The organism is Kitasatospora sp. NPDC048715, assembly GCF_043198905.1.
GTDB lineage: Bacteria > Actinomycetota > Actinomycetes > Streptomycetales > Streptomycetaceae > Kitasatospora > Kitasatospora lactacystinica.
This window is the reverse complement of the sequence record NZ_JBICVH010000009.1, coordinates 230,426-252,112: the sequence shown is the minus strand read 5'-3', so window position 1 is coordinate 252,112 and position 21,687 is coordinate 230,426. Positions and strand designations below refer to the sequence as shown.

General features: G+C 73.1%; 20 protein-coding genes. 10 read left to right on the top strand and 10 right to left on the bottom strand.

Annotated features, from left to right (window positions below; all coding sequences use genetic code 11):
- Nucleotides 1-192 precede the first annotated feature (192 nt).
- Entirely contained in the window at nucleotides 193-1,656 is a 1,464-nt protein-coding gene (locus ACGFSC_RS18930; RefSeq protein WP_359904653.1) for a N,N-dimethylformamidase beta subunit family domain-containing protein, read from the top strand.
- Here the strand turns inward: ACGFSC_RS18930 and ACGFSC_RS18925 are convergent.
- A complete protein-coding gene (locus ACGFSC_RS18925) occupies nucleotides 1,607-2,365 on the bottom strand; it encodes an HAD family hydrolase (protein WP_359904650.1) in 759 nt (252 codons plus the stop codon). The two genes, ACGFSC_RS18930 and ACGFSC_RS18925, sit on opposite strands and share 50 nt — an antisense overlap.
- A gap of 10 nt (nucleotides 2,366-2,375) precedes the next feature.
- Nucleotides 2,376-3,551 carry a serine/threonine protein kinase gene (locus tag ACGFSC_RS18920; protein WP_359904648.1) on the bottom strand — a complete coding sequence of 392 codons (1,176 nt, stop codon included), beginning with the start codon at nucleotides 3,549-3,551 and terminating at the stop codon, nucleotides 2,376-2,378.
- 195 nt (nucleotides 3,552-3,746) lie between these two features.
- On the opposite strand from ACGFSC_RS18920, the gene ACGFSC_RS18915 reads away from it, so the two are divergent.
- The 4 genes from ACGFSC_RS18915 (at nucleotide 3,747) to ACGFSC_RS18900 (ending at nucleotide 7,918) form a co-directional block, all read left to right on the top strand.
- Nucleotides 3,747-5,036, top strand: a complete 1,290-nt coding sequence (locus ACGFSC_RS18915; RefSeq protein WP_392863623.1) for an extracellular solute-binding protein — start codon at nucleotides 3,747-3,749, stop codon at nucleotides 5,034-5,036.
- Entirely contained in the window at nucleotides 5,026-5,937 is a 912-nt protein-coding gene (locus tag ACGFSC_RS18910) for a sugar ABC transporter permease (protein WP_359904643.1), read from the top strand. Before ACGFSC_RS18915 ends, ACGFSC_RS18910 begins: the two co-directional genes overlap by 11 nt.
- The gene (locus tag ACGFSC_RS18905; protein WP_359904640.1) at nucleotides 5,934-6,758 is read left to right on the top strand and encodes a carbohydrate ABC transporter permease; all 825 of its coding nucleotides are present in this window, start codon (nucleotides 5,934-5,936) and stop codon (nucleotides 6,756-6,758) included. The genes ACGFSC_RS18910 and ACGFSC_RS18905 overlap by 4 nt, the downstream gene beginning before the upstream one ends.
- Before the next feature lie 62 nt (nucleotides 6,759-6,820).
- Nucleotides 6,821-7,918, top strand: a complete 1,098-nt coding sequence (locus tag ACGFSC_RS18900) for a radical SAM protein (RefSeq protein ID WP_359904638.1) — start codon at nucleotides 6,821-6,823, stop codon at nucleotides 7,916-7,918.
- Between the two features lie 15 nt (nucleotides 7,919-7,933).
- On the opposite strand, the gene ACGFSC_RS18895 is transcribed toward ACGFSC_RS18900, so the two are convergent.
- Genes ACGFSC_RS18895 through ACGFSC_RS18885 form a run of 3 tightly spaced genes read right to left on the bottom strand, consistent with a single transcriptional unit; the run spans nucleotide 7,934 to nucleotide 10,589 of the window.
- Nucleotides 7,934-8,956 carry a galactokinase gene (locus tag ACGFSC_RS18895; RefSeq protein ID WP_359904635.1) on the bottom strand — a complete coding sequence of 341 codons (1,023 nt, stop codon included), beginning with the start codon at nucleotides 8,954-8,956 and terminating at the stop codon, nucleotides 7,934-7,936.
- Entirely contained in the window at nucleotides 8,953-9,447 is a 495-nt protein-coding gene (locus ACGFSC_RS18890; protein ID WP_359904633.1) for an NUDIX domain-containing protein, read from the bottom strand. The genes ACGFSC_RS18895 and ACGFSC_RS18890 overlap by 4 nt, the downstream gene beginning before the upstream one ends.
- A gap of 59 nt (nucleotides 9,448-9,506) precedes the next feature.
- Nucleotides 9,507-10,589: an NAD-dependent epimerase/dehydratase family protein gene (locus ACGFSC_RS18885; protein ID WP_359904631.1), complete on the bottom strand. Its 1,083-nt coding sequence runs from the start codon at nucleotides 10,587-10,589 to the stop codon at nucleotides 9,507-9,509.
- A gap of 245 nt (nucleotides 10,590-10,834) precedes the next feature.
- On the opposite strand from ACGFSC_RS18885, the gene ACGFSC_RS18880 reads away from it, so the two are divergent.
- Entirely contained in the window at nucleotides 10,835-12,514 is a 1,680-nt protein-coding gene (locus tag ACGFSC_RS18880; RefSeq protein ID WP_359904628.1) for a hypothetical protein, read from the top strand.
- 49 nt (nucleotides 12,515-12,563) lie between these two features.
- Here the strand turns inward: ACGFSC_RS18880 and ACGFSC_RS18875 are convergent, their stop codons facing one another.
- Together ACGFSC_RS18875 and ACGFSC_RS18870 are read right to left on the bottom strand one after the other, a co-directional pair.
- Nucleotides 12,564-14,606 carry a HAMP domain-containing sensor histidine kinase gene (locus ACGFSC_RS18875; RefSeq protein ID WP_359904625.1) on the bottom strand — a complete coding sequence of 681 codons (2,043 nt, stop codon included), beginning with the start codon at nucleotides 14,604-14,606 and terminating at the stop codon, nucleotides 12,564-12,566.
- Nucleotides 14,596-15,339: a response regulator transcription factor gene (locus ACGFSC_RS18870; protein ID WP_359904622.1), complete on the bottom strand. Its 744-nt coding sequence runs from the start codon at nucleotides 15,337-15,339 to the stop codon at nucleotides 14,596-14,598. The genes ACGFSC_RS18875 and ACGFSC_RS18870 overlap by 11 nt, the downstream gene beginning before the upstream one ends.
- Nucleotides 15,340-15,501: 162 nt before the next feature.
- Here ACGFSC_RS18870 and ACGFSC_RS18865 point away from each other — a divergent pair, with 162 nt between their 5' ends.
- The gene (locus tag ACGFSC_RS18865; RefSeq protein ID WP_359904619.1) at nucleotides 15,502-16,452 is read left to right on the top strand and encodes a M28 family peptidase; all 951 of its coding nucleotides are present in this window, start codon (nucleotides 15,502-15,504) and stop codon (nucleotides 16,450-16,452) included.
- A 27-nt stretch (nucleotides 16,453-16,479) separates the two neighbouring features.
- The gene (locus tag ACGFSC_RS18860) at nucleotides 16,480-17,892 is read left to right on the top strand and encodes a M1 family metallopeptidase (RefSeq protein ID WP_359904616.1); all 1,413 of its coding nucleotides are present in this window, start codon (nucleotides 16,480-16,482) and stop codon (nucleotides 17,890-17,892) included.
- 57 nt (nucleotides 17,893-17,949) lie between these two features.
- On the opposite strand, the gene ACGFSC_RS18855 is transcribed toward ACGFSC_RS18860, so the two are convergent.
- Nucleotides 17,950-18,522 (bottom strand): hypothetical protein, encoded by a 573-nt coding sequence (locus ACGFSC_RS18855; protein ID WP_359904614.1) that lies wholly within the window; start codon nucleotides 18,520-18,522, stop codon nucleotides 17,950-17,952.
- Between the two features lie 183 nt (nucleotides 18,523-18,705).
- Nucleotides 18,706-19,725, bottom strand: a complete 1,020-nt coding sequence (locus tag ACGFSC_RS18850; protein WP_359904611.1) for a helix-turn-helix transcriptional regulator — start codon at nucleotides 19,723-19,725, stop codon at nucleotides 18,706-18,708.
- A gap of 139 nt (nucleotides 19,726-19,864) precedes the next feature.
- Between ACGFSC_RS18850 and ACGFSC_RS18845 the strand changes: the two genes are divergently transcribed.
- Nucleotides 19,865-20,035, top strand: a complete 171-nt coding sequence (locus ACGFSC_RS18845; RefSeq protein WP_359904608.1) for a hypothetical protein — start codon at nucleotides 19,865-19,867, stop codon at nucleotides 20,033-20,035.
- A 57-nt stretch (nucleotides 20,036-20,092) separates the two neighbouring features.
- Nucleotides 20,093-20,320 carry a helix-turn-helix transcriptional regulator gene (locus ACGFSC_RS18840; RefSeq protein ID WP_359904605.1) on the top strand — a complete coding sequence of 76 codons (228 nt, stop codon included), beginning with the start codon at nucleotides 20,093-20,095 and terminating at the stop codon, nucleotides 20,318-20,320.
- 158 nt (nucleotides 20,321-20,478) lie between these two features.
- On the opposite strand, the gene ACGFSC_RS18835 is transcribed toward ACGFSC_RS18840, so the two are convergent.
- Nucleotides 20,479-21,660 (bottom strand): RICIN domain-containing protein, encoded by a 1,182-nt coding sequence (locus tag ACGFSC_RS18835; protein WP_359904602.1) that lies wholly within the window; start codon nucleotides 21,658-21,660, stop codon nucleotides 20,479-20,481.
- Nucleotides 21,661-21,687 lie beyond the last annotated feature (27 nt).

Here is a 21,687-nt window from a genome sequence, read left to right as displayed (position 1 = left end):
CGGGTGCGGCTGGATTTCGCCCTACCCCGTTCGGCCGGAAGAACGCGGCCGGCCCGGCCCGCTGTCCGAAAGGCGGCTCCGAATTGACCGGTTCACGGACCCGTTGCCCGGAATTCCCGCACCCCCTACGATGGCTTGCCGAATCGGCCGGAATACCCATTCGAGGGCCGGTCGTTCTGCTGGGGAGGCGGAATGATAGAGGGATATGTCGGGCGGGAAAGCGTCACCTCGGGGGGAGACTCGGGGGGAGGGCTGACGGTTCACGTCTCCACCGACGCCGCCCGGTTCCGGCTGAGGTTCTACCGGCTGGGCGCGGACCTGGACCTGGTGGCGGAGACCGGCTGGTACCCCGGTTCGCTCCACCTGCCGCCCCCGCACCCCGACGGCGTGCCCGGCCGGGCCTCGCCCGCCCACGGCTGGGGCTGGCCGCCGCTCGACCTGCCGGTGCCCACGCACTGGACTCCGGGGATGTACCTGGTCGAGTTCGTCGAGGAGGGCGGCGAGGGCCTGCCGCCGCTGGACGCGGGCAGCATCGAGGGCCCCGCCCGCGAGTTCTTCGTGGTGCGGCCCCGGCGGGCCGGCAGCCGGTCCCGCATCCTCTACAAGAAGTCGACCTTCACCCGGCACGCCTACAACCGCTCCGACCGGCCGGGCGAGGAACGCGCCGTCAGCCTCTACGACCACCCCGTGTACCTGGCGGACGCCGCTCCCCGCGGGCACAAGGTGAGCCTGCACCGGCCCGGCGGAGTCATCGACCTCGCCTACTGGGACGCCCCGTTCATCGGCTGGCTGGAGCGCAACGACTACCCGGTCGAATTCTGCACGGATCTCGACCTCCACGAGGACCCGGAACTTCTCTCCTCGTACGATCTGCTGCTGAGCGTCGGCCATGACGAATACTGGAGCGAGGCGATGCGCGCCCACGCCGAGCGATTCGTCCACGACGGCGGGAACATCGCCTTCCTCAGCGCCAACACGTGCTGGTGGCGCATTCATCCGACCGACGGGAACACCGCGTTCGTCTCCGACACCGACCACCACGTGGGGGACGAGTATCCGCACCTGCCGGCGACCGACCAGTGGTGGCCGGCGCCGCCCGACGGCGCGGGCCGCCCCGAGAACTCCCTCACCGGGGTGAGTTTCCGCAACGGCGGCATGTGGCCGAGCACCGAATGGCCCGGGGACCGTCCGCGCGAGGGGTACACCGTCCAGCACGCCGACCACTGGCTGTTCGCCGGCACCGGGCTGCGCGACGGGTCCGACGGCGGCGAGCCCGACCGGCTCGGCGCGGGCACCGCGCTGATCGGGTACGAGTGCGACGGCGCCGCCTACGCCCGGGACGCCCGGGGTGTGGCCCGGGCGACCGGCGAGGACGGCACTCCCGCCTCCTTCCTCATCCTCGGGATCCACGTCCTCGATCCGGTCCACGAGGACTTCCACCACTTCAAGTGGGGCCACTGGAACGGCCCGGTCCGGGAGCCGGGCCTCTCCGGCCCCCGGGCCGCGACCATGGGCGTGCACACCGCCGGCGGCACCGTGTTCACCGCGGGCACCACCGACTGGCCGGTGGTCTGCGGGAGGGAGCAGGACGCCGGCGTCGTGCGGGTCACCCGCAACCTCCTGGACCGGCTGCGGCACCGCGCGGCGCGCCCCTGAGCAGGTCCCGCAGTCCGCGGATCCGGGCCGCCCCGGCCGGCAGGGGCGGTTCGGCTCCGCGCACCGCCGGGTCCGGCCGGCACAGGTGGACGGGCCGCATCCCGGCGGCGAGCGGTCCGAGGACGTCGGGCGCCCACATGTCCCCGACGAACAGCACCTCCCCGGCCCGCAGCCCGCACCGCTCCAGCAGCGCCCGGTAGATCAGCGGGTGCGGCTTGCGCGCCCCCGCCCGGGCGGAGCCGACGACCACGTCGACCACCGCGCCGAGGCCGACCTCCTCGACGCAGTCCTCCAGGTTCCAGAACCAGTTGGAGCAGATGCCCACCAGCAGGCCCCGGTCGCGGAGCTCCCCGAGGACGGGGCGGGCGTCCTCGAAGAGCTCCAGCGTGACGGCCTTCATGGCCCGGTCGATCTCCTCGACCAGGTCGTCGAGTTCGCGCTCCGGCACCCCGCAGGCCCGGGCCCTGCGCAGCAGCCGGTCCAACTCCCAGCGGTGGTAGGCGGTTTCACCGACCGAGTGGGCCACGTGCTGCTCGCCCTCGCCGGGGCCCACCGCCCACTGGTCGCCCCAGCGGGCGCCCTGGGCGGCGAGGCCCCGGCGTTCGAAGATTCCGCGGTGGTCGGGCGGCAGCGGCTCGACCATCCGCACCAGCGTCCCGTAGAAGTCGAAGACGACGGCACGGACCTGCGGCGGCAGCACGTTCGGCACCCGCCCTGCCTCAGTACCGGCCGTACCGGCGCGGGAAGTAGTCCTGGAGTTCGCCGTCCCGCTCGATGTCGACGGTCGCGCAGTGCAGCCCGCCGCCGAACGGCCCGACCGCCCGGAACGGCACCGGGACGATCTCGAAGCCGTACGAGGAGAGTTGCTCCGCCAGCCGGACCTCGTTCTCCTCGATGCACAGGGTGTTCTCGTCGAGGTTCAGCATGTTCCCGGCGAGCCACGGGCTGCAGAACGACAGCTTCGGCGGGTGGTCCCAGCTCGCGGGCTGCACCGCCTCGACGATCTCCCAGTCGTTGAGCCGGAAGAACTCCATCAACTCGGCGTCCGCGAGCCGCTCGCCGCAGTGCAGCACCAGGCCGGGGCGCAGCGGCACCCAGGTGGCGTCGATGTGCAGCGGGTGGGTGTTGGTGGAGGTCACGGCGTGCACCCGGTGGTCGGGGAAGTGGCGCTTGAGCCACTGGTAGCCGCTGCGGTTGGTGACGAAGGACAGCTGGACGAACAGGTCCTTGCCGAAGCGGGCGACGTCGGCGGCGTCGAACAGCGGCTCGGCCTCGGTCAGCACCAGGTCGTAGTCGCGGACCCGGGCCAGCTGTTCCTCGGTGGACAGGTCGTTGTAGGTGTCCCAGAACCCGGTGTGGTACGAGGCGTCGGTGAGCCGCGGCTTCGGGGCGGCCTCCCAGCGCATGCGCTCGTCGGCCTCGAACAGGCCCTGCAGCACGGGCCGGTAGCACAGGTACTCGTGCCAGCGGCTGCGGTAGGACATGGTCGCTTCCAGGACCTCGTTGCCGACGGTCAGCAGCAGGTCCCGGGGCGGCATGCAGCCGAACATGGAGTCCTGGGTCCAGTCGGGGGTGCCGACCTGCTGGGTGAAGTCGACGGGGGTGGGGCGGTCGACGCGGATGCCGCGGCGGCGCAGCAGTGCGGCGAAGTCGTCGAGCTGCTGCTCGGCCTCGGCGACCATGTCGGCGGGCATCGGGCCGTGGGTTCCCAGGGGGAAGCCGTCGTCGGGGTAGTCCCGGCGGACCGCGTGCTCGGGGGCCTGGACCACGGTGCCCTCGGCGCGCCCGACGATCACATGACGCAGGGGGTCCCAGCCGTTCCAGGCGTTGACCCGCACCGGCCGTTCGGTGGTGTCGGGGGTCGCATCGGGCGCGGTCGTCGTCTGCTCGGTCACGTACAAGCCCTTCGATGGGGGTCGCGTGGGTGACGCAGAGGCCCAACCTGCGGGGACCACCCGGGAGGAGTCAAGGCGCTGCGCCCTCTGTGGGACACCGAACGTCATCTTCCGGCCGAATGTCCGCGCCTCCGCGCCGCGGGGTGATCGGACGGGTAGTCAGAAGACCACCCCCATAGCGAACTTGGAGACCCCATGGCCATTCGCGTGCCCTCTCGCCCCTTGGTTCTCACATTGCTCCTGGCCCTGGCCGTGGCCGGGTGCGGTTCCGGATCGGGCGGCGGCTCCGGAGCCGGCGGCAAGCTGACGGTCTGGCTGGCCGTGGACGCCCAGGAGAGTTGGCCACAATTGGTCCAGTCCACCAACGACCGTTTCGCCAAGGACCACCCCGGGATCCAGGTCGACGTCCAGTACCAGCAGTGGACGACGAAGAACCAGAAACTGGACGCCGTCCTCGCCGGGAAGAACGTGCCCGACGTGGTGGAGATGGGCAACAGCGAGACCACCAACTACATCGTCAACGGTGCCTTCGCCCCCGTCGAACCGGCCCGCTTCGACCAGTCGGACGCCTGGCTGCCGGCGCTCGCCGACGCCTGCCGCAACAACGGGAAGACGTACTGCGTGCCCTACTACGTCGGGGCCCGGGTCGGTGTGTACCGCACCGACTACTTCGCCCGGGCCGGCGTGCCGGGCGCCCCGGGGACGTACCCCGAACTCCTGTCCGCGTTCGACAAGCTGAAGAGCACCGTCGGCGCCCAGGACCCGAACTTCTCCGCCTTCTACATGCCCGGCCGCTACTGGTACGCGGCGATGGCCTTCGTGAAGGACGCGGGCGGCGAGATCGCCGTGAAGGACGGCGACCGCTGGAAGGCCTCGCTGTCCTCGCCGAAGTCCGTCGCCGGGCTCACCGAGTGGAAGCGGCTGATCGACGCCTACTACGTGGGCGACCGCGCCAAGGACAACGGCGACCAGCCGGCCGTCGTCGGCCAGGGCCACGTGGGCGTCTTCTACGGCAACACCTGGGAGGCGGACGCCGCCGCCGACGAACGCTCCGGCGGGGATCCGAAGCTGAAGGACAAGTTCGCCACCTTCCCCTTCCCCGGCCCGTCCGGGAAGCTCCTGCCGCCGTTCCTCGGCGGCTCCACCCTGGCCGTGCCGGCCAAGTCGACGCGCAAGGACCTGGCCGCCGACTGGATCAAGCTGTTCACCGACCGGGAGTCGCAGAAGACGCTGATCGCCGCGAACACCCTGCCCAACAACACCGTCCAGCTGGCCGAGGTCGCCGGCGGCGGCATCAACGGCCCGGCCGCCCAGGCCGCGGCCACCGGGGGCTGGATGACCCCGTTCGCGCCGGGCTGGACGTCGGTGGAGAAGTCCAACATCCTGCCCGAGATGCTCGAACGGATCGCCAACGGCAAGGCGTCGGTGCAGGACGCCGCGCGGGAGGCGGACCAGCGGATCGACGAAGTGGTCAATGAGCGCTGACCGGGGCCGGCGGCGGCGTCCGCTGCTGCCGTACCTCCTGATCGGCCCGACCGTCCTCGCGCTCGTCCTGGTGCTCGGCTACCCGCTCGTGGACATGGTCGTCCTCTCCTTCCAGGACATGACCCGCGAGCAGCTGTTCAGCGGCACGTCGCCGCCGTGGGCCGGGCTGGACCAGTTCCGCCGGATCCTCGGTGACGGGTTCTTCTGGACGGTGGTGGCCCGTACGGTGCTCTTCACCGCGGTGTGCGTCGTCCTCACCGTGCTCTGCGGGCTGTTCACGGCCCAGCTGATGCACCGGGTCTCCCCGTGGGTGCGCGCCGTCATCGCCGGGGTGCTGGTGACCGTGTGGGCGATGCCCGTCATGGTCGCCGCGTCGATCTTCCGCTGGCTCTTCGACGCCGACTACGGCGTGGTGAACTGGCTGCTCTCGAACCTGCCCGGGGTCGACCTGGCCCGCCACAACTGGTTCACCGACCCCTGGCAGGGGTTCTCCGTCATCGTCGCCGTCGTGGTGTGGGGCTCGCTGCCGTTCGCCGCGATCACCCTGCGGGCCGCGCTGGCCCAGGTCCCGCCCGAGTTGGAGGAGTCCGCGGTGCTCGACGGGGCCCGGCCGTTCCAGGTCTTCCGGCACGTGACCCTGCCGGTGATCAGACCGGTCCTCGTCATGGTCACCACGCTGTCGGCCATCTGGGACTTCGGCGTCTTCAACCAGATCTGGCTGATGCGCGGCGGCCAGCCCGAACGGGAGTACTACCTGTTGGGCGTCTACTCCTTCATCGAGTCCTTCGCCGTCAACCGGTACAGCACCGGGGCCGCGATCGCGCTGGTGACCGTCGTGCTGCTGCTCGCCGGTTCGGTCGTGTACCTGCGTCAGATGTTCCGGACGGGAGAGGTCGAATGAGGCGGCGGCGGTCCCTGGGCCGCGACCTCCTCGGGCTGCTCGTCGCCGCGGTGATCGGCTTCCCCGTCTACTGGATGGTGCTCACGGCGTTCCGGCCGGCCACCGAGATCCTGCGCCTGCCGCCGGAGTTCTGGCCGGGCCGGTTCACGCTCGACAACTTCGCCCGGGCGCTGGGCACCGAGACCTTCTGGGCCAACGTCCGCTCCAGCTTGGTCATCGGCCTCGGCACCGTCCTGGTGTCGCTGGTCGTCGGCGCCCTCGCCGCCTTCGCCCTCGCCCGGTTCCGCTTCGCCGGCCGCAGGGCCTTCGTCGTGGTGATCCTGATCGTCCAGATGGTCCCGCTGACGGCCCTGATCATCCCGGTGTACCTGCTGCTGAACGACGTCGGGATGACCGACAGCCTCGCCGGCGTGATCCTCACCTACCTGGTGTTCACGCTGCCCTTCACGGTGTGGATGCTGCGCGGCTTCATCGCCGGCGTCCCGGTGGAACTGGAGGAGGCGGCCATGGTCGACGGCTGCGGCCGCCTCGGCGCCTTCCGCCGGGTGGTGCTGCCACTGCTCGCCCCCGGCATCGTCGCCACCTCCGTCTTCGCCCTCGTCCAGGCGTGGAACGAGTACGTCCTCGTCTACGTCCTGCTGTCGAGTCCGAAGAAGCAGACCGTCAGCATCTGGCTGGTCTCCTTCCAGACCAGCTTCGGGACCGACTACGGCGGTCTCATGGCGGGCGCCACGCTCACCGCCCTGCCCGTCGTGGTCTTCTTCCTCGTCGTCCAGCGCAGGATCGCCTCCGGCCTCGCGGCCGGCGCGGTCAAGGGCTGACCGCGAGCGCAGCAGGCCCCGCTCTCCCGGCGGCACCCCGTTCACGTCCACAGGAGGATTCCGTGACGCACGACCGCCTCGATCTCGTGTCCAAGCTGTACCAGCCGTCCGGCTGGCCCCGTGTCCTGGAGGCCGCCTCGGGAGCCGCCTCCGGCGCGCCACTCGTCGTGGACCTCGATCCGACGACCTTCTGCGACCTGGCCTGCCCCGAGTGCATCAGCGGAAAGCTCCTCAACCAGGGCCGCTTCACCCCCGAACGGCTGGCGGCGCTCGCCGAGGAGCTGGTCGCCCTGTCCGTCCGGGGCGTGGTGCTGATCGGGGGCGGCGAGCCGCTCGCCCACCGGGGCACCCGCAAGGTCCTGCGCATCCTCGGTGAGGCGGGCCTGGCCGTCGGGGTCGTCACCAACGGCACCATGATCGACAAGAACCTCACCGAACTCGCCCGCTACGCCACCTGGGTCCGCGTCTCCATGGACGCCGGCACCGCCGGGACGTACGGGCTCTTCCGCCCCGACCGCAAGGGCCGCAGCGTCTTCGACAAGGTCGTCGCGAACATGCGGCTGCTCGCCGAGGCGAAGAGCGGCGCCCTCGGCTACTCCTTCCTCGTCATGACCCGCCGGGAGCCGGACGGCCGGACCGTCAGCAACCACACCGAGGTGCTGCGCGCCGCCGAACTCGCCCACGACATCGGCTGCGACTACTTCGAGACCAAGGCGATGTTCGACGAGGAGCACCACGTCATCCAGGTGTCCCAGGACATCCTCGACGCGGTCGACCGCCAGCTCGCCGAGGCGGCCCGGCTGGAGAGCGACACCTTCCAGCTCGTCAACTCCTCCACGCTCACCTCCCTGCGCCGCCACACCGGCCCCGTCCAGCCCAAGGAGTACCACCGCTGCCGGGTCGCCGAACTGCGCACCCTGATCACCCCGTCCGGCGTGTACGTCTGCGCCTACCACCGCGGCAACCCGATGGCCAGGATCGGCGACGCCGTCACCGACAGCCTGGCCGACATCTGGCAGGGCTCCGACCGCGGCATCATCGACCCGAGCCGGGACTGCCGCTTCCACTGCGCGCGGCACCGCTCCAACCTGGAACTGGAGCAGATCGCGGAGGGAACGGGCGCAGTCCCCCTCCAGGAGGACTACGACCCGTTCCTGTGACCGTCGCCGTGACCGTCACACCGCGCTGACGCCGACCCGATCCCCCGCCCGGGCACCGCGGCTCCCCGCCGCCGCCCGGGCGGGGATCACCCGCGCCCCGGGGTACCGGCCGCGCAGCGCGCCGGCCAGGCCCGCCACCACCGCGGGCGCGTCGCCCGCGCGGCACACCCCGACCAGCGAGCCGCCGCCGCCGGCCCCGCTGAGCTTCAGCGGCAGGCCGACGGCGCGCAGCGCCACCGTGCGCAGTTCCTCCAGGAGCGGGGTCGACATGCCCTGGAAGTCGCGCATCGCCGCGTGCGCCCGGGCCATCGCCTCCCCCAGCGCCTCGTGGTCGCGCCCGCGCAGCGCCGCCCACGCGGCGGCCGAGGCCCGGTCGGCCTCGGACCGGTACGCCGCGAGCGCGGGATCGCCGGCCGCGAGCTGCGCCCGCACCGTACGGATGTGGTCGCCGGTGTTCTTCCGGGTGCCCGAATCCACCACGACCACCCGCCAGTCGTCCGGGAACTCCAGCCGCTCCCTGACGACCGGCAGCCCGTGCTCCCGGCCGTCGATCAGCAGCGCGCCGCCCTCGGCCACGGCGAGGTGGTCCATGCCGCCGCCGTTGAACCGGGCGAACTCGAACTCGTACGCCCACTGGACGATCGAGCGCTCCGGCACCCGCTCGCCGGCCGGCGCCCCGGCCTCGGCGAAGGCCCGGAACAGCGCCACGATCAGCGCGGTGGACGAGGACAGCCCGCTCGCGGGGGGCGCCTCGCTGCGGACGCGCACCGGCGGCGGGGCGGGGGCCAGCCCGGGGAGCCGGGCGCGCAGGAAGGTCCACACCTCGGCCGGCCAGTCTCCGGCGGTCTCCGCGCCGGCCGTCGCCCCCGGCAGCACCTCGACCGTGGTCGGCAGGTCGAGGGCGAGGCTGACCGATCGGCCCGCCCCCAGCCAGTCCAGGTCCTCCCCCGACAGGCACGCCCGGCACGGCACCGCGGCGCGGATCGGATGCTCTTCGCTCGTCCGGCGCTCTTCGCTGATCCGGTGCTCCTCGCTCATCCGGCCTGGAACCTCCCCTCGGCGACGAACGCCCGGTACATCGACAGCACCACCGCCGTGGGCGGGTGCAGCGGCCCCGGCGGATCGTCGAGGCGCCGGAACTCCGCCCGGCGCACCTCGTCCGCCCCCGGGGCGAGCTCCCCCGACCAGCGCCGGGCCACGAAGCACAGCGCGAAGCAGTGGGTGACGTCCCCGTTCGGATAGGTCAGGGTGTGCACGGCCGGATCGGACAGCGACCCGAACGCGACCAGGTCCTCCTTCTCCACCCGCAGCCCGGTCTCCTCCGCCACCTCCCGGACGGCCGCGTCGGCGAAGCCCCCGTCCTCCTCGCAGGCGCCCGCCGGCAGCTCCCACACGCCGTTGTCGACCCGCTGCTGGAACAGCCCCCGGCCGGCCGCGTCGAGCAGCAGGACCTGGGCCCCCGGCATCAACAGCTTTCTGCCGCCCACCTTCTGACGCAGTGACCAGGTGTACGACCCGACGTAACCCATGCCCGCACCGCCTCCTTCGCGGCCCGCCCCACGGCGGACGTCCACGGGGCCACAGACTGTCACGCGTTCTCCTCCACCAGCCAGCGCGGCACCGCCTCGGGTGTCGACTCCAGCCACCGCACGTACCGGTCCACGCCCTGCGCCACGTCGATCCGGGCCCGCCAGCGCAGCAGCTCCCGGCACCGCTCCGTGGAGGCGTAGCCCCCGAGCGGATCGCCCTCGGGACGCGGGGTGACGATCCGGCGCGCCCCCGGGAAGTAGGGGGTGAGCAGGTCCGCGACCTCCCGGACGGACGTCGGGCGGCCCGTCCCCACGTTCACCGTCCGGCCCGCCATCCCCTCCTCCACGAGCGCCAGCGCCGTCGCCTCGGCCACGTCCTCGACGTGGACCAGGTCGCGCACCTGGACGCCGCCCCCGTTCAGGCGCATGGGACGGCCGAGCCGGGCCTGCAGGGACAGCCACGGGACCATCCAGGAGTGGCTGCCCGGCTTGGGGATCTGCGGCTCCCCGTACACCGAGAAGTACCGGACGATCGCGTGCTCGCACCCCGACGACGCCCCGAGCAGCAGCCGGGTCTGGTGCTCCGCCCACAGCTTGCCGTTCGCGTACACCGACAGCGGGAACAGCGGCTGGTCCTCGTGGAACACGTGCGGGCCGGGCGAGTCGGCGGGGCCGTCGCCGTACACGGACGCGGACGAGACCAGCACCAGGCGGCGGACCCGTGCCCGGGCCGCCTCCTCCAGGACGACCTGGGTGCCCTGCACATTGGCCCGGAAGGCGATGCCGGGATTCCGGGTGCAGGCGGCCACGTCCGCGTAGGCGGCGGCGTGGACCACGAAGTCGGCCTCCCGGACCAGCCCGGCGACCGTGTCGCGGTCGCACACGTCGCCGACGACCAGCCGGGCCCCGCTCCCCTCCACCCCGAAGACCGCGTGCCCGGACTCGGGGTAGGCGTCCATCCGGTCCAGGACGGCCACCTCGGCACCGGCCCGGCACAGCAGGGCGCTGAGCCGGCTGCCCACCAGGCCCCCACCCCCCGTCACGACGACGCGGGCGTCGCGCAGTTTCTCCAGCCGGGCCTCGACGCTCTCGCCCCCGTCGGCTCCGGCTTCGTTCGATGGCGCGTGCGATCCAGCGGACATGTGTGTCCCTTTCCGTGGAGACGGCGAACTCGATGCGCACTCACACACAGCCACAGGCTTCACACGGAAGGTGGCGTGCCAGCCCAGCATCCGTGGATCTCCAACCGCTCCGCCAGTGCGAATTCGGCACTCTTGCCAGCCCTCGGCGCGATCCGTACTGTCCGGAACCGGTGGCACCCGCAGTATCCGATCGCTCCAGTGGATCCACCAAGTCCCTTACGCCCCAACAGAGACAGGGAAATGAGATGACGCTCCATCAGCTCAGCGGGGTGGTCATGACCCACCCGAAGCGCCGGCGGGCCGCCGAGCGGATGGCCCTGGCGGCGCCCCCGGGCGCGCTGCGCGTCGTCATGGACCCGGACCCCACCGGCACCCCCTCGGTGCTGCGCACGGCACTCGCCGCCTGGGAGGCCGTCGAGGACGGCGCAACCCACCAACTGGTCGTCCAGGACGACATGCTGTTGTCCGAAACGTTCTTCGAACGGGTCCGCCTCGCCATCGACGCGATGCCGGACGCGGCACTGGCCCTGTTCGCCCTGTGGGACTCCCGCAACGGGGCCGCGGCCCGCTTCGGCGCCATGGCCGGCGCCCGCTGGATCGGCGCGGTCAACGAGTACTTCCCGTGCGTCGCGATCGTGCTCCCCCGGGCCGTCGCCGAGGGCTTCGTCCGCTACGGCCGCGAGCGCCTCGGCGGCTGGCCCGACGACATCCTGATGCACCGCTACCTCCGGGACGCCGGCGTCCCCCGCTACGTCTCCGTCCCCAACCTCGCCGAGCACCAGGACCGCGGCTCGATCTCGGGCAACGCCTTCCGGGGGCCGCGCCGTTCGGTCTGCTTCCTGCCCGGCGACCGGCCCGGCGACGAGGGGAACCGGCTGACCGGCCTGACGGTCCTGCCGTTCCTCAAGTACGGCGTCGCCCGCTGCGCGGTGCGGGTCACCGGGCCGGGCCCCGAACGCTGGCTGCACCTGGACTGCGAGCAGTACCTGCACGGCCTCGGCCTGCCCCGCACGATGTTCGCGCCGCCCGGGCCGGAGCCGGACGCGCCGGACGTCCGCGGGACCTGGCTCACGGCCCTCGCCATGGGCCACGAGGCCGCCCGCCTCGGCCTGGACGTCGACGGCTCCGCACCCGCGGTACGGGCCGAGGTGTACGCCGAGGCGATCGCGACGATCGGACCCGGCGGCATCAGCAACACCAGCACCGAGGAACACCTCGCCGAACGCCGCGAGGCCCTGGCCGCCGTGGCACGACGCGCACTGGCCGCCGGACACGAGGCCGCCGACCGCCCGGCCCGCCGCCGGCCCCGGCGGCCCGCCGGCCTCACTCTGCGCGGCGGCGCCACACCGCTCGGCGAGCACCTCGCACGCAGACTGGCCGACCTCACCGGCGACGCGGCGCCCGACGCCGTCCTCGACCTGACCGGCCTGCGCGCGGGAGCCCCGGCCCGGGAACTGAGGATCCACCTGCCCGACGACCCCCGGCCGTACACCCTGACCGTGGACGAGGTGTACGGCCCCGGCTGCTCCCGGGACACCCTCATCGGCCGCATGGTGTGGGACGCCCTGCGCAGCCGGCCGGTGGTCGTCCAGGAGGGCCCCGACACCGAGGTGCACCCCGTCTACACGGACGACCTGGCCGACGCCGTGCTGGCCGTGCTGCGCACCCGGCCCACCGCCCGCGCCCTGAGCGTCGCGGGCGAGAAGCCCGCCACGCTCGGCGAGTTGGCGCACGCCGTGCACACCGCCGTCCGCCCGGTGCCGGTCCGGACCGACCCACCGGCGCCCGGAGCCCCCACCCCCCGGCCGGCGTTCCCGGACGGCCCCCGCCCACCCGGCTGGACACCGGCGACCGGGCATGCCAAGGGACTGCACGCCTTCGCCCAGTGGCTCGCGTACGAGGGCACGCTGCTCACCGTCGTCTGACCGCGCGGGCGGCGGGCGGCGACCGGGGCGACCGGGGCGACCGGGGCGGCTACGAGCGGCTCGACACCCCCGGGCGCGGCGAGGCCGTCACCCCCGGCTCCTTCCGGCCCCGGCCCGTCGGCCCCGACGCCGCTGTCGGGGCCAGCGGCAGGCGCACGGTGAACACCGAGCCCCTGCCGGGGGTACTGGCCACCCGGACGCTGCCGTCGTGGACCTCGGCGAGCTTGCGGACGATGGCGAGGCCGAGACCGCTGCCGCCGGTCCGACGGCTGCGGGACTTCTCCGCCCGCCAGAAGCGCTCGAACACCAGCGGCAGGTCCGCCTCGGCGATGCCGCTGCCGGTGTCGGCGACCTCGATGAGGACGGCGTCGGCGTCGGTGCGGGCCCGCAGGGTGACCGTGCCGCCCGCCGGGGTGTGCCGGACCGCGTTGGCGACCAGGTTGCCGAGGGCCTGGCGCAGGCGCACCGGGTCGGCGAACAGCTCGGCGCCGGCCGCCGAGCCGTCCGGCGCGCTCCCGGACGACATGTTCCGGGACGACGCGGTCCCGTCCGGCGCGGTCCCGTCCGGCGCGGTCCCGGACGACGCGTCCCGGGAAGGCTCGACGGCCAGCGCCAGGGCCACTCCGGACGCCCGGGCCCGGGCTCCGTGCGCGGTGGCGACCTGCGCCAACAGGTCCTCGACGTCCACGGGTTCGCGGTACAGGGCCAGTTCGCCCGCGTCGGCGGCGGCCAGGTCCTTCAGGTCGTCGATGAGGTGCTGGAGCAGCAGGGCCTCTTCGAGCAGCGAGCCCGTCAGCGCCCGGTCCGCGGTGGCGACGCCGTCCTCGACGGCCTCCAGCCAGCCGCGGATGTTGCTCAGCGGGGTGCGCAGCTCGTGCGCGATGTCGCCCACCATCGCCTTGCGCAGGTCCTCCAGTTGCCCGCGCCGTTCCGCCATCGCGTTGAAGGCGGCGGCGAGTCCGGCGATCTCGTCGCGGCCGGTCACGTCGACCCGGGCCGAGAGGTCCCCGTCGGCCATCCGCCGGGCGGCGTGGGTGAGGGCGTGCAGCGGCCGGGAGAGCCGCAGGCCGACCGTCACCGTGACCGCCACGGTCACCGACAGCACCAGGGCCGCGACCTCGGCGACCCGTCCGGGGTGGGCGGGGATCGACGCGGAGACCGCCGTGGGGGCCTCGCCCCCGGCGCCGGTGCCCTTCGGGGCGGTCACCGGGGTGTCGACGAACAGCAGCACGGGCGGCGCCACGTACTGGACGAGCTGCTGCCGGCGGGCGTTGGTCAGGCAGGCGGACATCGCCCGGTCCTGCGGCGCCGGCCCTGCCGGGATCCCGTCCGGCCCCAGGGACAGGGTGACGGGACCGGCCTGCCGGCGGGCCAGGCAGGCGTTGACCAGCGCGGTGAGGTCGGTGAGGGCGGCGCGCTCGGTGTCGGTCGGGGCCGCCATCACCACGGGGGACGCGCAGCGCACACCGTCGGCGCGGTCGTCGGTGGTCCGCAGCCGCGGCCGCCCGGCGAGGTCGTCGGTGACGGTCGCCTCGATGCCGAGCGCCGACCGCAGGCAGTCCGCCTGCCGCAGCAGGGCGGCCCGCAGGGTCGCGTGCTCGGCGGCGGTCGGCCGGAACGGTCCCGCCGCGCGGGCGTCGATCCGGTCGCTCGGTGCGCCGGGCAGCATGGCGATGTCGACGGCGAGCGGGTCCACGGTGGCGGTGGGCGTACGGGGCAGGGCCGTCCGCTCACCGGCCGTCGACGCGGGACCGCTCTCGGGCGCAGGAGCCGCACCCGCCCCGGCCGCCGAGTCCACGACCGGTTCGAAGCGCGGCGTCGCCAGGACGATGCGGCGCCCGGTGGCGTCCGCGAGCCGCCGAACGGTCTCCTGCGCCCCGCTCCAGTCGGCGTGGGTCGCGGCGTAGCCGAGCAGTTCGTCGTAGATCCGGGTGTGGTCCACGAGGACCCGGGTCTGCTCCCGCTCGATCGCGCCGGTGGTCGTGCGGGCGGCCAGCCAGGCGGTCGCGGCGATGGAGCAGAGGGAGACCAGGGCGGAGAGCGCGAGCAGCCGGACCGTCAGGCTGCGGCGCAGCGGGGTGTCAGGACGCACCGGGCGGCTCCTCCGCGAGCTTGTAGCCGATGCCGTACACCGTCAGGAGGGCGACGGGGCGGCGCGCATCCGGTTCGATCTTGCGGCGCAGGTTCATCACGTGGGTGTCGACGGTGCGGGTGGTGATGTAGCGGTCGATGCCGTGCAGGTGTTCCAGCAGCTGGGCGCGGGTGAAGACCCGGCCCGGCTGGCCGGCCAGCACCTCCAGCAGCCGGAACTCGGCGGGTGTGCAGCCGATCCGACGGCCGTGGGCGGTGACCTCGTGGCGCAGCGGGTCGACGGTGAGCGGTCCGACCCGCAGGACGGCCTGCGGCCCGGAGGCGTCCTGGGCGTCCCGGCCGCCGTGGGTGTCCCGGGCCGGGGCCGGCCGGGAGCCGCGGCGCAGCAGGGCGCGGACCCGGGCGACCAGTTCCCGGGGGCTGTAGGGCTTGGTGAGGTAGTCGTCGGCGCCGAGGTCGAGTCCGAGCAGGAGGTCCTCCTCGGCGGTGCGGGCGGTCAGCATCAGCACCGGCAGGGGGGACTCGGCGCGCAGGGTTCGGCACACGTCCAGGCCGTCCAGGACCGGCATCATCACGTCGAGGACGAGGAGTTGCACCGATCCGAGGCGGGCCCGCTCCAGGGCGGCCCGGCCGTCGTGGACGACGTCGACGCGGTGGCCTTCGCGTTCCAGGTACAAGCGGATGAGGTCGGCCTGTTTGGGATCGTCCTCGGCAACCACCACATGTGCGCACATACGGATGATCGTAAAGCGCCGTCCGGTCACCGTTTCCCGACCGTGTCCGCCCACGTCACCACCGCTTTCCGACTGCTTCCTGACAACTTCCTGACACCGGGCGGAGAGTGTGGCGGGGTCCGCCGGGGCCGAGTGCCCCGGTCCCCTCCCGAGAGGCCCCTCGTGAAGCCGTCCCCGAAGCCGTCCTCCCGTCCGTTCTCCCTCGCCGCCGGTGTCCTCGGCGTGGCCCTGGTCCTGTCCGCGGTCCCCTCCGCCGCCACGGCGGCCACCGAGGTCCCCTCCGGTCCCGCCACCGCGCCCGCCACCGCGCCGACCGTCGCGGAGGAGGACGTGATGCCGCACCTGCGGGCCCTGCAGCAGATCGCCGATCGCAACGGCGGCAACCGCGCGCACGGCACCCGCGGGTACGCGGAGTCACTGGCGTACGTGCGCCACGCGCTGGACCGGGCCGGTTTCCGCACCGAAGTGCGCCGCTTCTCGCACGACGGCGCGACCGGCTACAACCTGATCGCCGACTGGCCCGGCGGCGACCCGAACCACGTGCTGCTCTCCGGCGCCCACCTGGACAGCGTCAAGCAGGGCCCGGGGATCAACGACAACGGGTCCGGGTCGGCCACGGTGCTGACCACCGCCCTCCAGGTGGCCAAGGCCCGGTTGAAGCCCGCCCGGCACCTGCGGTTCGCCTGGTGGGGGGCCGAGGAGGCCGGGCTGGTCGGTTCCGCCGACTACGTCCGTGGCCTGTCCGACGCCGACCGCAAGGCGGTCGACCTGTACCTCAACTTCGACCAGACCGGCAGCCGGAACACCCAGCAGTGGCTCGTGGTGAAGGACGGTCAGCAGGCCGACAGCGCGGCCGGGCAGGTCTTCGAGTCGTGGTTCGCCGCCCGGGGGCTCGCCACCTTCGACATCGGCGTGGGCGGGTCGGACAACGAGTCGTTCGGCAAGGCCGGCATCCCGTCCTCCGGCTTCAGCACCGGCATCTCCGACTGCATCCACGATGCCTGCGACAACCTCGCCAACGTCGACCCGGCGACGCAGACCACCAGCACCAACGCCCTGATCGGCGTGGTGTGGCAGCTCGCCGCCACCACCCCTGCCACCGCCCGGCCCTGACCACCCGACACCCCGCAGGAGACACGGATGCCCGCAACACCGACCACCCGCCGCCGGACCGCCGCCGCGCTGGCGACCGCGACCGCCCTCGGCGTCGCCCTGACGGCCCTGCCCGCCTCCGCGGCGGGCCTCGGGGACCCGTACTTCCCCGACGACGGCGACTCCGGCTACGACGTGGGGCACTACGACGTCCGGATCGCCTACGACCCGGCACGCACGGACCACCTGGACGGCGACACGACCGTCACCGCCCGGGCCGTCCGGGCGCTGGACCGCTTCAGCCTGGACCTGAAGGGCTTCACGGTCGCCTCGGTCACCGTGAACGGCACGCCGGCGCGGTCCTTCTCGCGCTCCGGCGAGCACAAGCTGGTCGTCGTCCCGGCCCAGCGGGTCGCCCGGGGCGCCACGTTCGCCGTCCGGGTGACGTACGCCGGCACGCCCGACGCCGAGGGCTGGCACACCCTGAGGAACAGCGGCGCGAACGTGTCGGGCGAACCGCACTCCGCGACCTCGTGGTACCCGTCGAACGACCACCCGTCCGACAAGGCGACCTTCGCCCTCACGGCGACCGTCCCCGACGGCTGGACCGCCATCGGCAACGGCCTGCCGGGGCCGACCACCACCGCCGACGGCACGACGACGTTCCGCTGGCACGAGGACCGGCCGATGGCGACGTACCTCGCCACGGTCGCCGTCGACCGGTTCACCGTCCACCGGGCGCAGCTGCCCGACGGCAAGCCCGTCATCACGGCGTACAGCCCGGACGTCCCGATCGACGCGGCCACGGAGGCCGCGCAACCGGACGTCCTGGCCTTCCTGGCCTCGAAGTTCGGCCCGTACCCGTTCTCCTCGGCGGGCGCGATCGTGGTCGGCGAGTCCAGGAATCCCGGACGCGGTGCGGCGGCTCTGGAGACCCAGAGCCGGCCGACGTACATCGGGGCCCTCTACGACGAAGGGGTGGTCCACGAGAGCGCCCACCAGTGGTTCGGCAACAGCGTCTCGTTCACCGACTGGCGCGACGGCTGCATCGCCGAGTGCTTCGCCCAGTACGCCAACCAGCTGTGGGAGGAGCACAACGGCGCCGACCTCGACAAGGGCTTCTACCCCCACGTGGTCGCCGAGAACAAGGACAACCCCTCGTTCTGGTCCACGAAGCTGTACGACCCCGGGAAGGGCAAGGAGCTCGCCCCCGCCCTGTACTTCAAGGGCTCCCTGATGCTGCACGCCCTGCGGCGCACCGTCGGCGACGACGCGTTCTTCGCCACCCTGCGCCGCTGGACCGCCGACCACGCCTACGGCAACGCCTCGTTCCCGCAGTTCGAGGCGCTGGCCGCGCGGGTGTCGGGCAAGGACCTCAAGGGCTTCTTCGACGCCTGGGCCCACGGGACCACGCTCCCGGCCGAGGAGTACCTCTACCCGGGCTCCCTGGGCAACCGGTAGTCCGTCGCCGGGCCGGTGCGGCTCCGGACCGGAGCCGCACCGGGACCACCCCGGTGGCTACCGGCCGACGCCGGGCCCGGGGCCTCTCCCGGGACGGGCCCGCGGCCCGGTCCGCGGTGTCGGGATCTGAAGCACCGCATGCCGGGAGCCCGGCTCGGGCAGCAGCGTGCAGGTCGAACGGCGCGGGACGAAGAGCGCCTGGCCGCCCCGCAGTCGGACCGCCAGCGGCACCCGGTGCGCGTCGGTCGAGGCGGTGGAGCCGGTGGAGCCGATCGGACCGGGGATCGTGTCCGTCGAGGCCGTCGGCGCACCGACCAGGATGTCGGTGACGGAGGACAGCTGGAGTACCAGGAGCTCCTCCGAACCGGCCTGTCGCATCTGCGCCGCGTGCGGGTCCGCGGGGTCCTGAGGGAGGATCCGGACGGTGACGCCCAGCAGTGTGCTCAGCCCGGTGGCGAGGGCTGCCGCGGCCTCCGCCGTGGACGGGTCGCCGGTGACGGGGGGCTCGTAGTCCGTCCACAGGACGGCCGGTCCTCCACCGGACCGGGCCGAGAGGAACGCGGCGAGTTCCCGGAGGTAGCCGCTCTCGTCGACCGGTTCGTTCTCCTGATCGTCCTGCCCCCACTGCACCGTCGTCCCCCGTTCCGGAGCCTCGCGACGGGAGGCTTCCCTTCGCCGGGCTCCATCATGGATTCCGGTGGTGGCGCCGGGACAGTCACGCGAACCCGGTCCCGGGCCTCCGGTCCCGGGCTCGCGTGACCCTGCCGCCCGCGTGACCCGGCCGCCCCCGTACCCCTGTCTCCCGGGGTGCCGCTACTCGCCCAGCAGCCCGGTACGGGCGGCGGCCACACCCGCCTGGAACCGACTCTCGGCGTCCAACTGACCCATGATGTCGGCGATGTGACGCCGCGCGGTGCGCAGGGACATCCCGAGGCGGCGGGCGATCGTCTCGTCCTTGAGCCCGGCGGCGAGCAGCCGCAGGATGGTCCGGTCGATCTCCTGGGAGACCTGCTCCAGGCCGTCCGCGGTGGCGGCGGAGAACGGCCTGGCACACGACCAGGACTGTTCGAAGATCTCGCACAGGTAGGCGACCAGTGACTCCTGACGGACCGCCACCGCGCCCCAGGAGCCGTCGCTCGCGGGGATGAAGGCGAGTTCGCGGTCGAAGACGATGATGCGGCCGAACAGCTCGTGGACGGTGCGGTACTCGCCGCCGAGCGGCGAGGCCGCTTCCACGTACGCCTGGCTGGGGCCGTTGAAGCGTGCGGTGTGGTGGTAGAGCGTGCGCATCCGCACCCCGCGGGCGAGCAGCGCGCGGTCACGGCCGAGGGCTTCCTCCATGGCCGCCGGCACGCGACTTCCGCCGCCGGGCTGGCTGGCCAGCACCTCGCTCCGGCAGCTGTCCGAGGCCCGGTCGAGTGCCGCCCGTACCTCCTGCAGGCTGCTGATGACCTCGACCCCCTCACCGGCGCCGGCCGCCCGTCCGCCGCGCTGGTAGTGGGGGAAGAAGCCGACGAGTCGGGCCTGTCCCCTGGCCAGCTCCTCCTGCTCGCGGCGGATCCGGGCCTCGGCGGGGGCGGCGAGCCGGGCCATCGCGGCCTCCGGTGCGACGGCGTAGCCCGCCGCCGGGTCCTGCGGATCCGGGTACACCAGGCGCAGGGCGCTCAGCCGGCGTACCGAGGCGGCTGCCCGGTCCGGGTCCAGTCCCAAGTCTGCGGCGATGGCCTCGGGTTCGAGCCGGTGGTGTTCCAGTACCCAGGAGTAGACCGCCACGTCGACCTGATCGGGTTCCGTTCCACCCGCCCGATCGTCCGGTTCACCGGAAATGTCCATGTACATCCCCCAGTCACTTTGCTGCCACCCAGCTTGGTGAGGTGGTCGGCCCGTAGGCGCGTGATCATCTCGGCGACATGCTAGATCACAGGCCGGGACCCGCTCGGCGGACCATCGAGGTTCCCTCCAGGAGGACTCCATGAAGCGTTTCATCACCGCCGCCGTACTGCTCGCGGCACTTCTCGGGATCAGCGCCCCCGCCGCGCTCGCCGTTCCGCAGGACCACGCGACGGCGGCCCGCAACGTTCACGCGGACGACACCTCGTGGGGCGGCGCGTGCACGACCCCCGGCTGCCAGCCCATCTACTGAGCGGTCGCCGTGACTGCCGCCCCCGTCCGACGCCCCCTCAGCCAGGAGAGTGCCCCGATGTCCCGACCCGCCACCGCCGCCCCCGCCCTGAGCCGCCGGGAGGTGGAGGTGCTGGAGCTGCTGGCCCGAGGAGCCACCTACGACACCATCGCGCGCCGCCTCCAGCTCAGCCCGCACACCGTCGACACCTACCTCCGACGGATCCGCAGCAAGACCGGCGCCACCACTCGCATGCAGTTGGCGCTGTTCGCCTTCACCCACGGCCACGGCCTCCCCGTCTCGTGACGCGGCCCCGGGGCGCGTGCGCGACGTCGGGCCGGACACGGGCCCGCCCCCGCCGGCGGGTCCCGGCGGGGGCGGAGTCAGGGGCGGAGGCAGGGGCGGAGGCAGGGGCGGAGGCAGGGGCGGGCTCGGGCGAGGGGGCGGGGTCGGGCGAGGGACGGTCAGGGCTTGATCGTCCAGCGCTGGTTCCAGTCGTTGGTGCAGGTCCAGACCCCGAGGGCCTTGTTGTCCTCGTCGTAGGTGAGGCAGTCGTCGGTGCTGACGCGGATCTGGTACTCGCCGTCGCCGAACGCGAAGACCTCCCACTTCTGGGCGGCGGAGCCCGTCCAGGGGCGCGCCTCGGCCAGGTAGCTCTTGGTGTTCTCGGTGAGGGCCAGGCCGGTGACGGCGTTGGTGATCTTGTAGAGCCCGCCGGCGTCCTGGGTGAAGACCCAGCCGGTGGACTTGGCGGCGGTGCTGGTGGCGGCGGTGACCGGGGTACCGCTCGCGGAACCGTTGGCGGCGGGCGCCCTGCCGTTCCTGACGCTCGCGTGCAGCGTGCCGCCCAACTGGGCGGCGCCCGAGTCGGCGACACCGAAGCCCATCCGGATGTGGCCGCCGGGGATGCTGCTCCCGGTGTCGCCGGTCTCGTGCGCGGGGATGCCGGGGGTCTCCGGGCTGCTGATGGGGATCGCGGGGACGGTGATGATCTGGCCTCCGATCGGCACCTGGGGCGTCGAGGGGGTTCCGGGCGGAGGGGTGGAGCCGCTGGAGGACCCCGGCACCACCCGGGCCGGGAAGTGGATGATCCGGCCCCCACGGCCGCTGGTGTCCGAGTCATGGCCGATGAAGGCCCAGTTCATGAAGCCGCCGTCACCGTAGTTGACGAAGGTCGACTCGCCCGCGAAGACCCAGACCTTGAAGTCGTCGTAGCCCTGCGGCCCGCCCTCCTTGTCGTGGTGCTCCAGCTTGACGTCGTCCTCGAACATCACCCCCCGCATGTTCGCCGAGTAGTCGTTCTTGAACCACTTGGTGTCGAAGGCGTCCGTCCCGTCGTACTTGAAGACGAGGACGTTGTAGCCGGGCGCGGCACTGCTCAGCTTGGAGACCAGGGCCTGGGTGAACTGGGCGTTCTCCATCTTCGCCTGGTTGGCCGCACCGAGGACGAACTTGACGGTGTCGGCGACGGCGCCGATCAGGGCGCTGGTGCAGTTGCCGCCCCCGACGCCGTCCTTGCCGGCGCAGTCGGCCGCGGCGGCCGGGGTCGGGGCCGCGACCAGAGCCGTACCGGCCCCGGCGAGGAGGCTGACGGCCAGGGCGGTGGCGGTGGCGGACTTCTTCAGGCGGGCGCTAGCGGCGCTCATGATGGGCTGCTTTCGGACGAGTTCGGA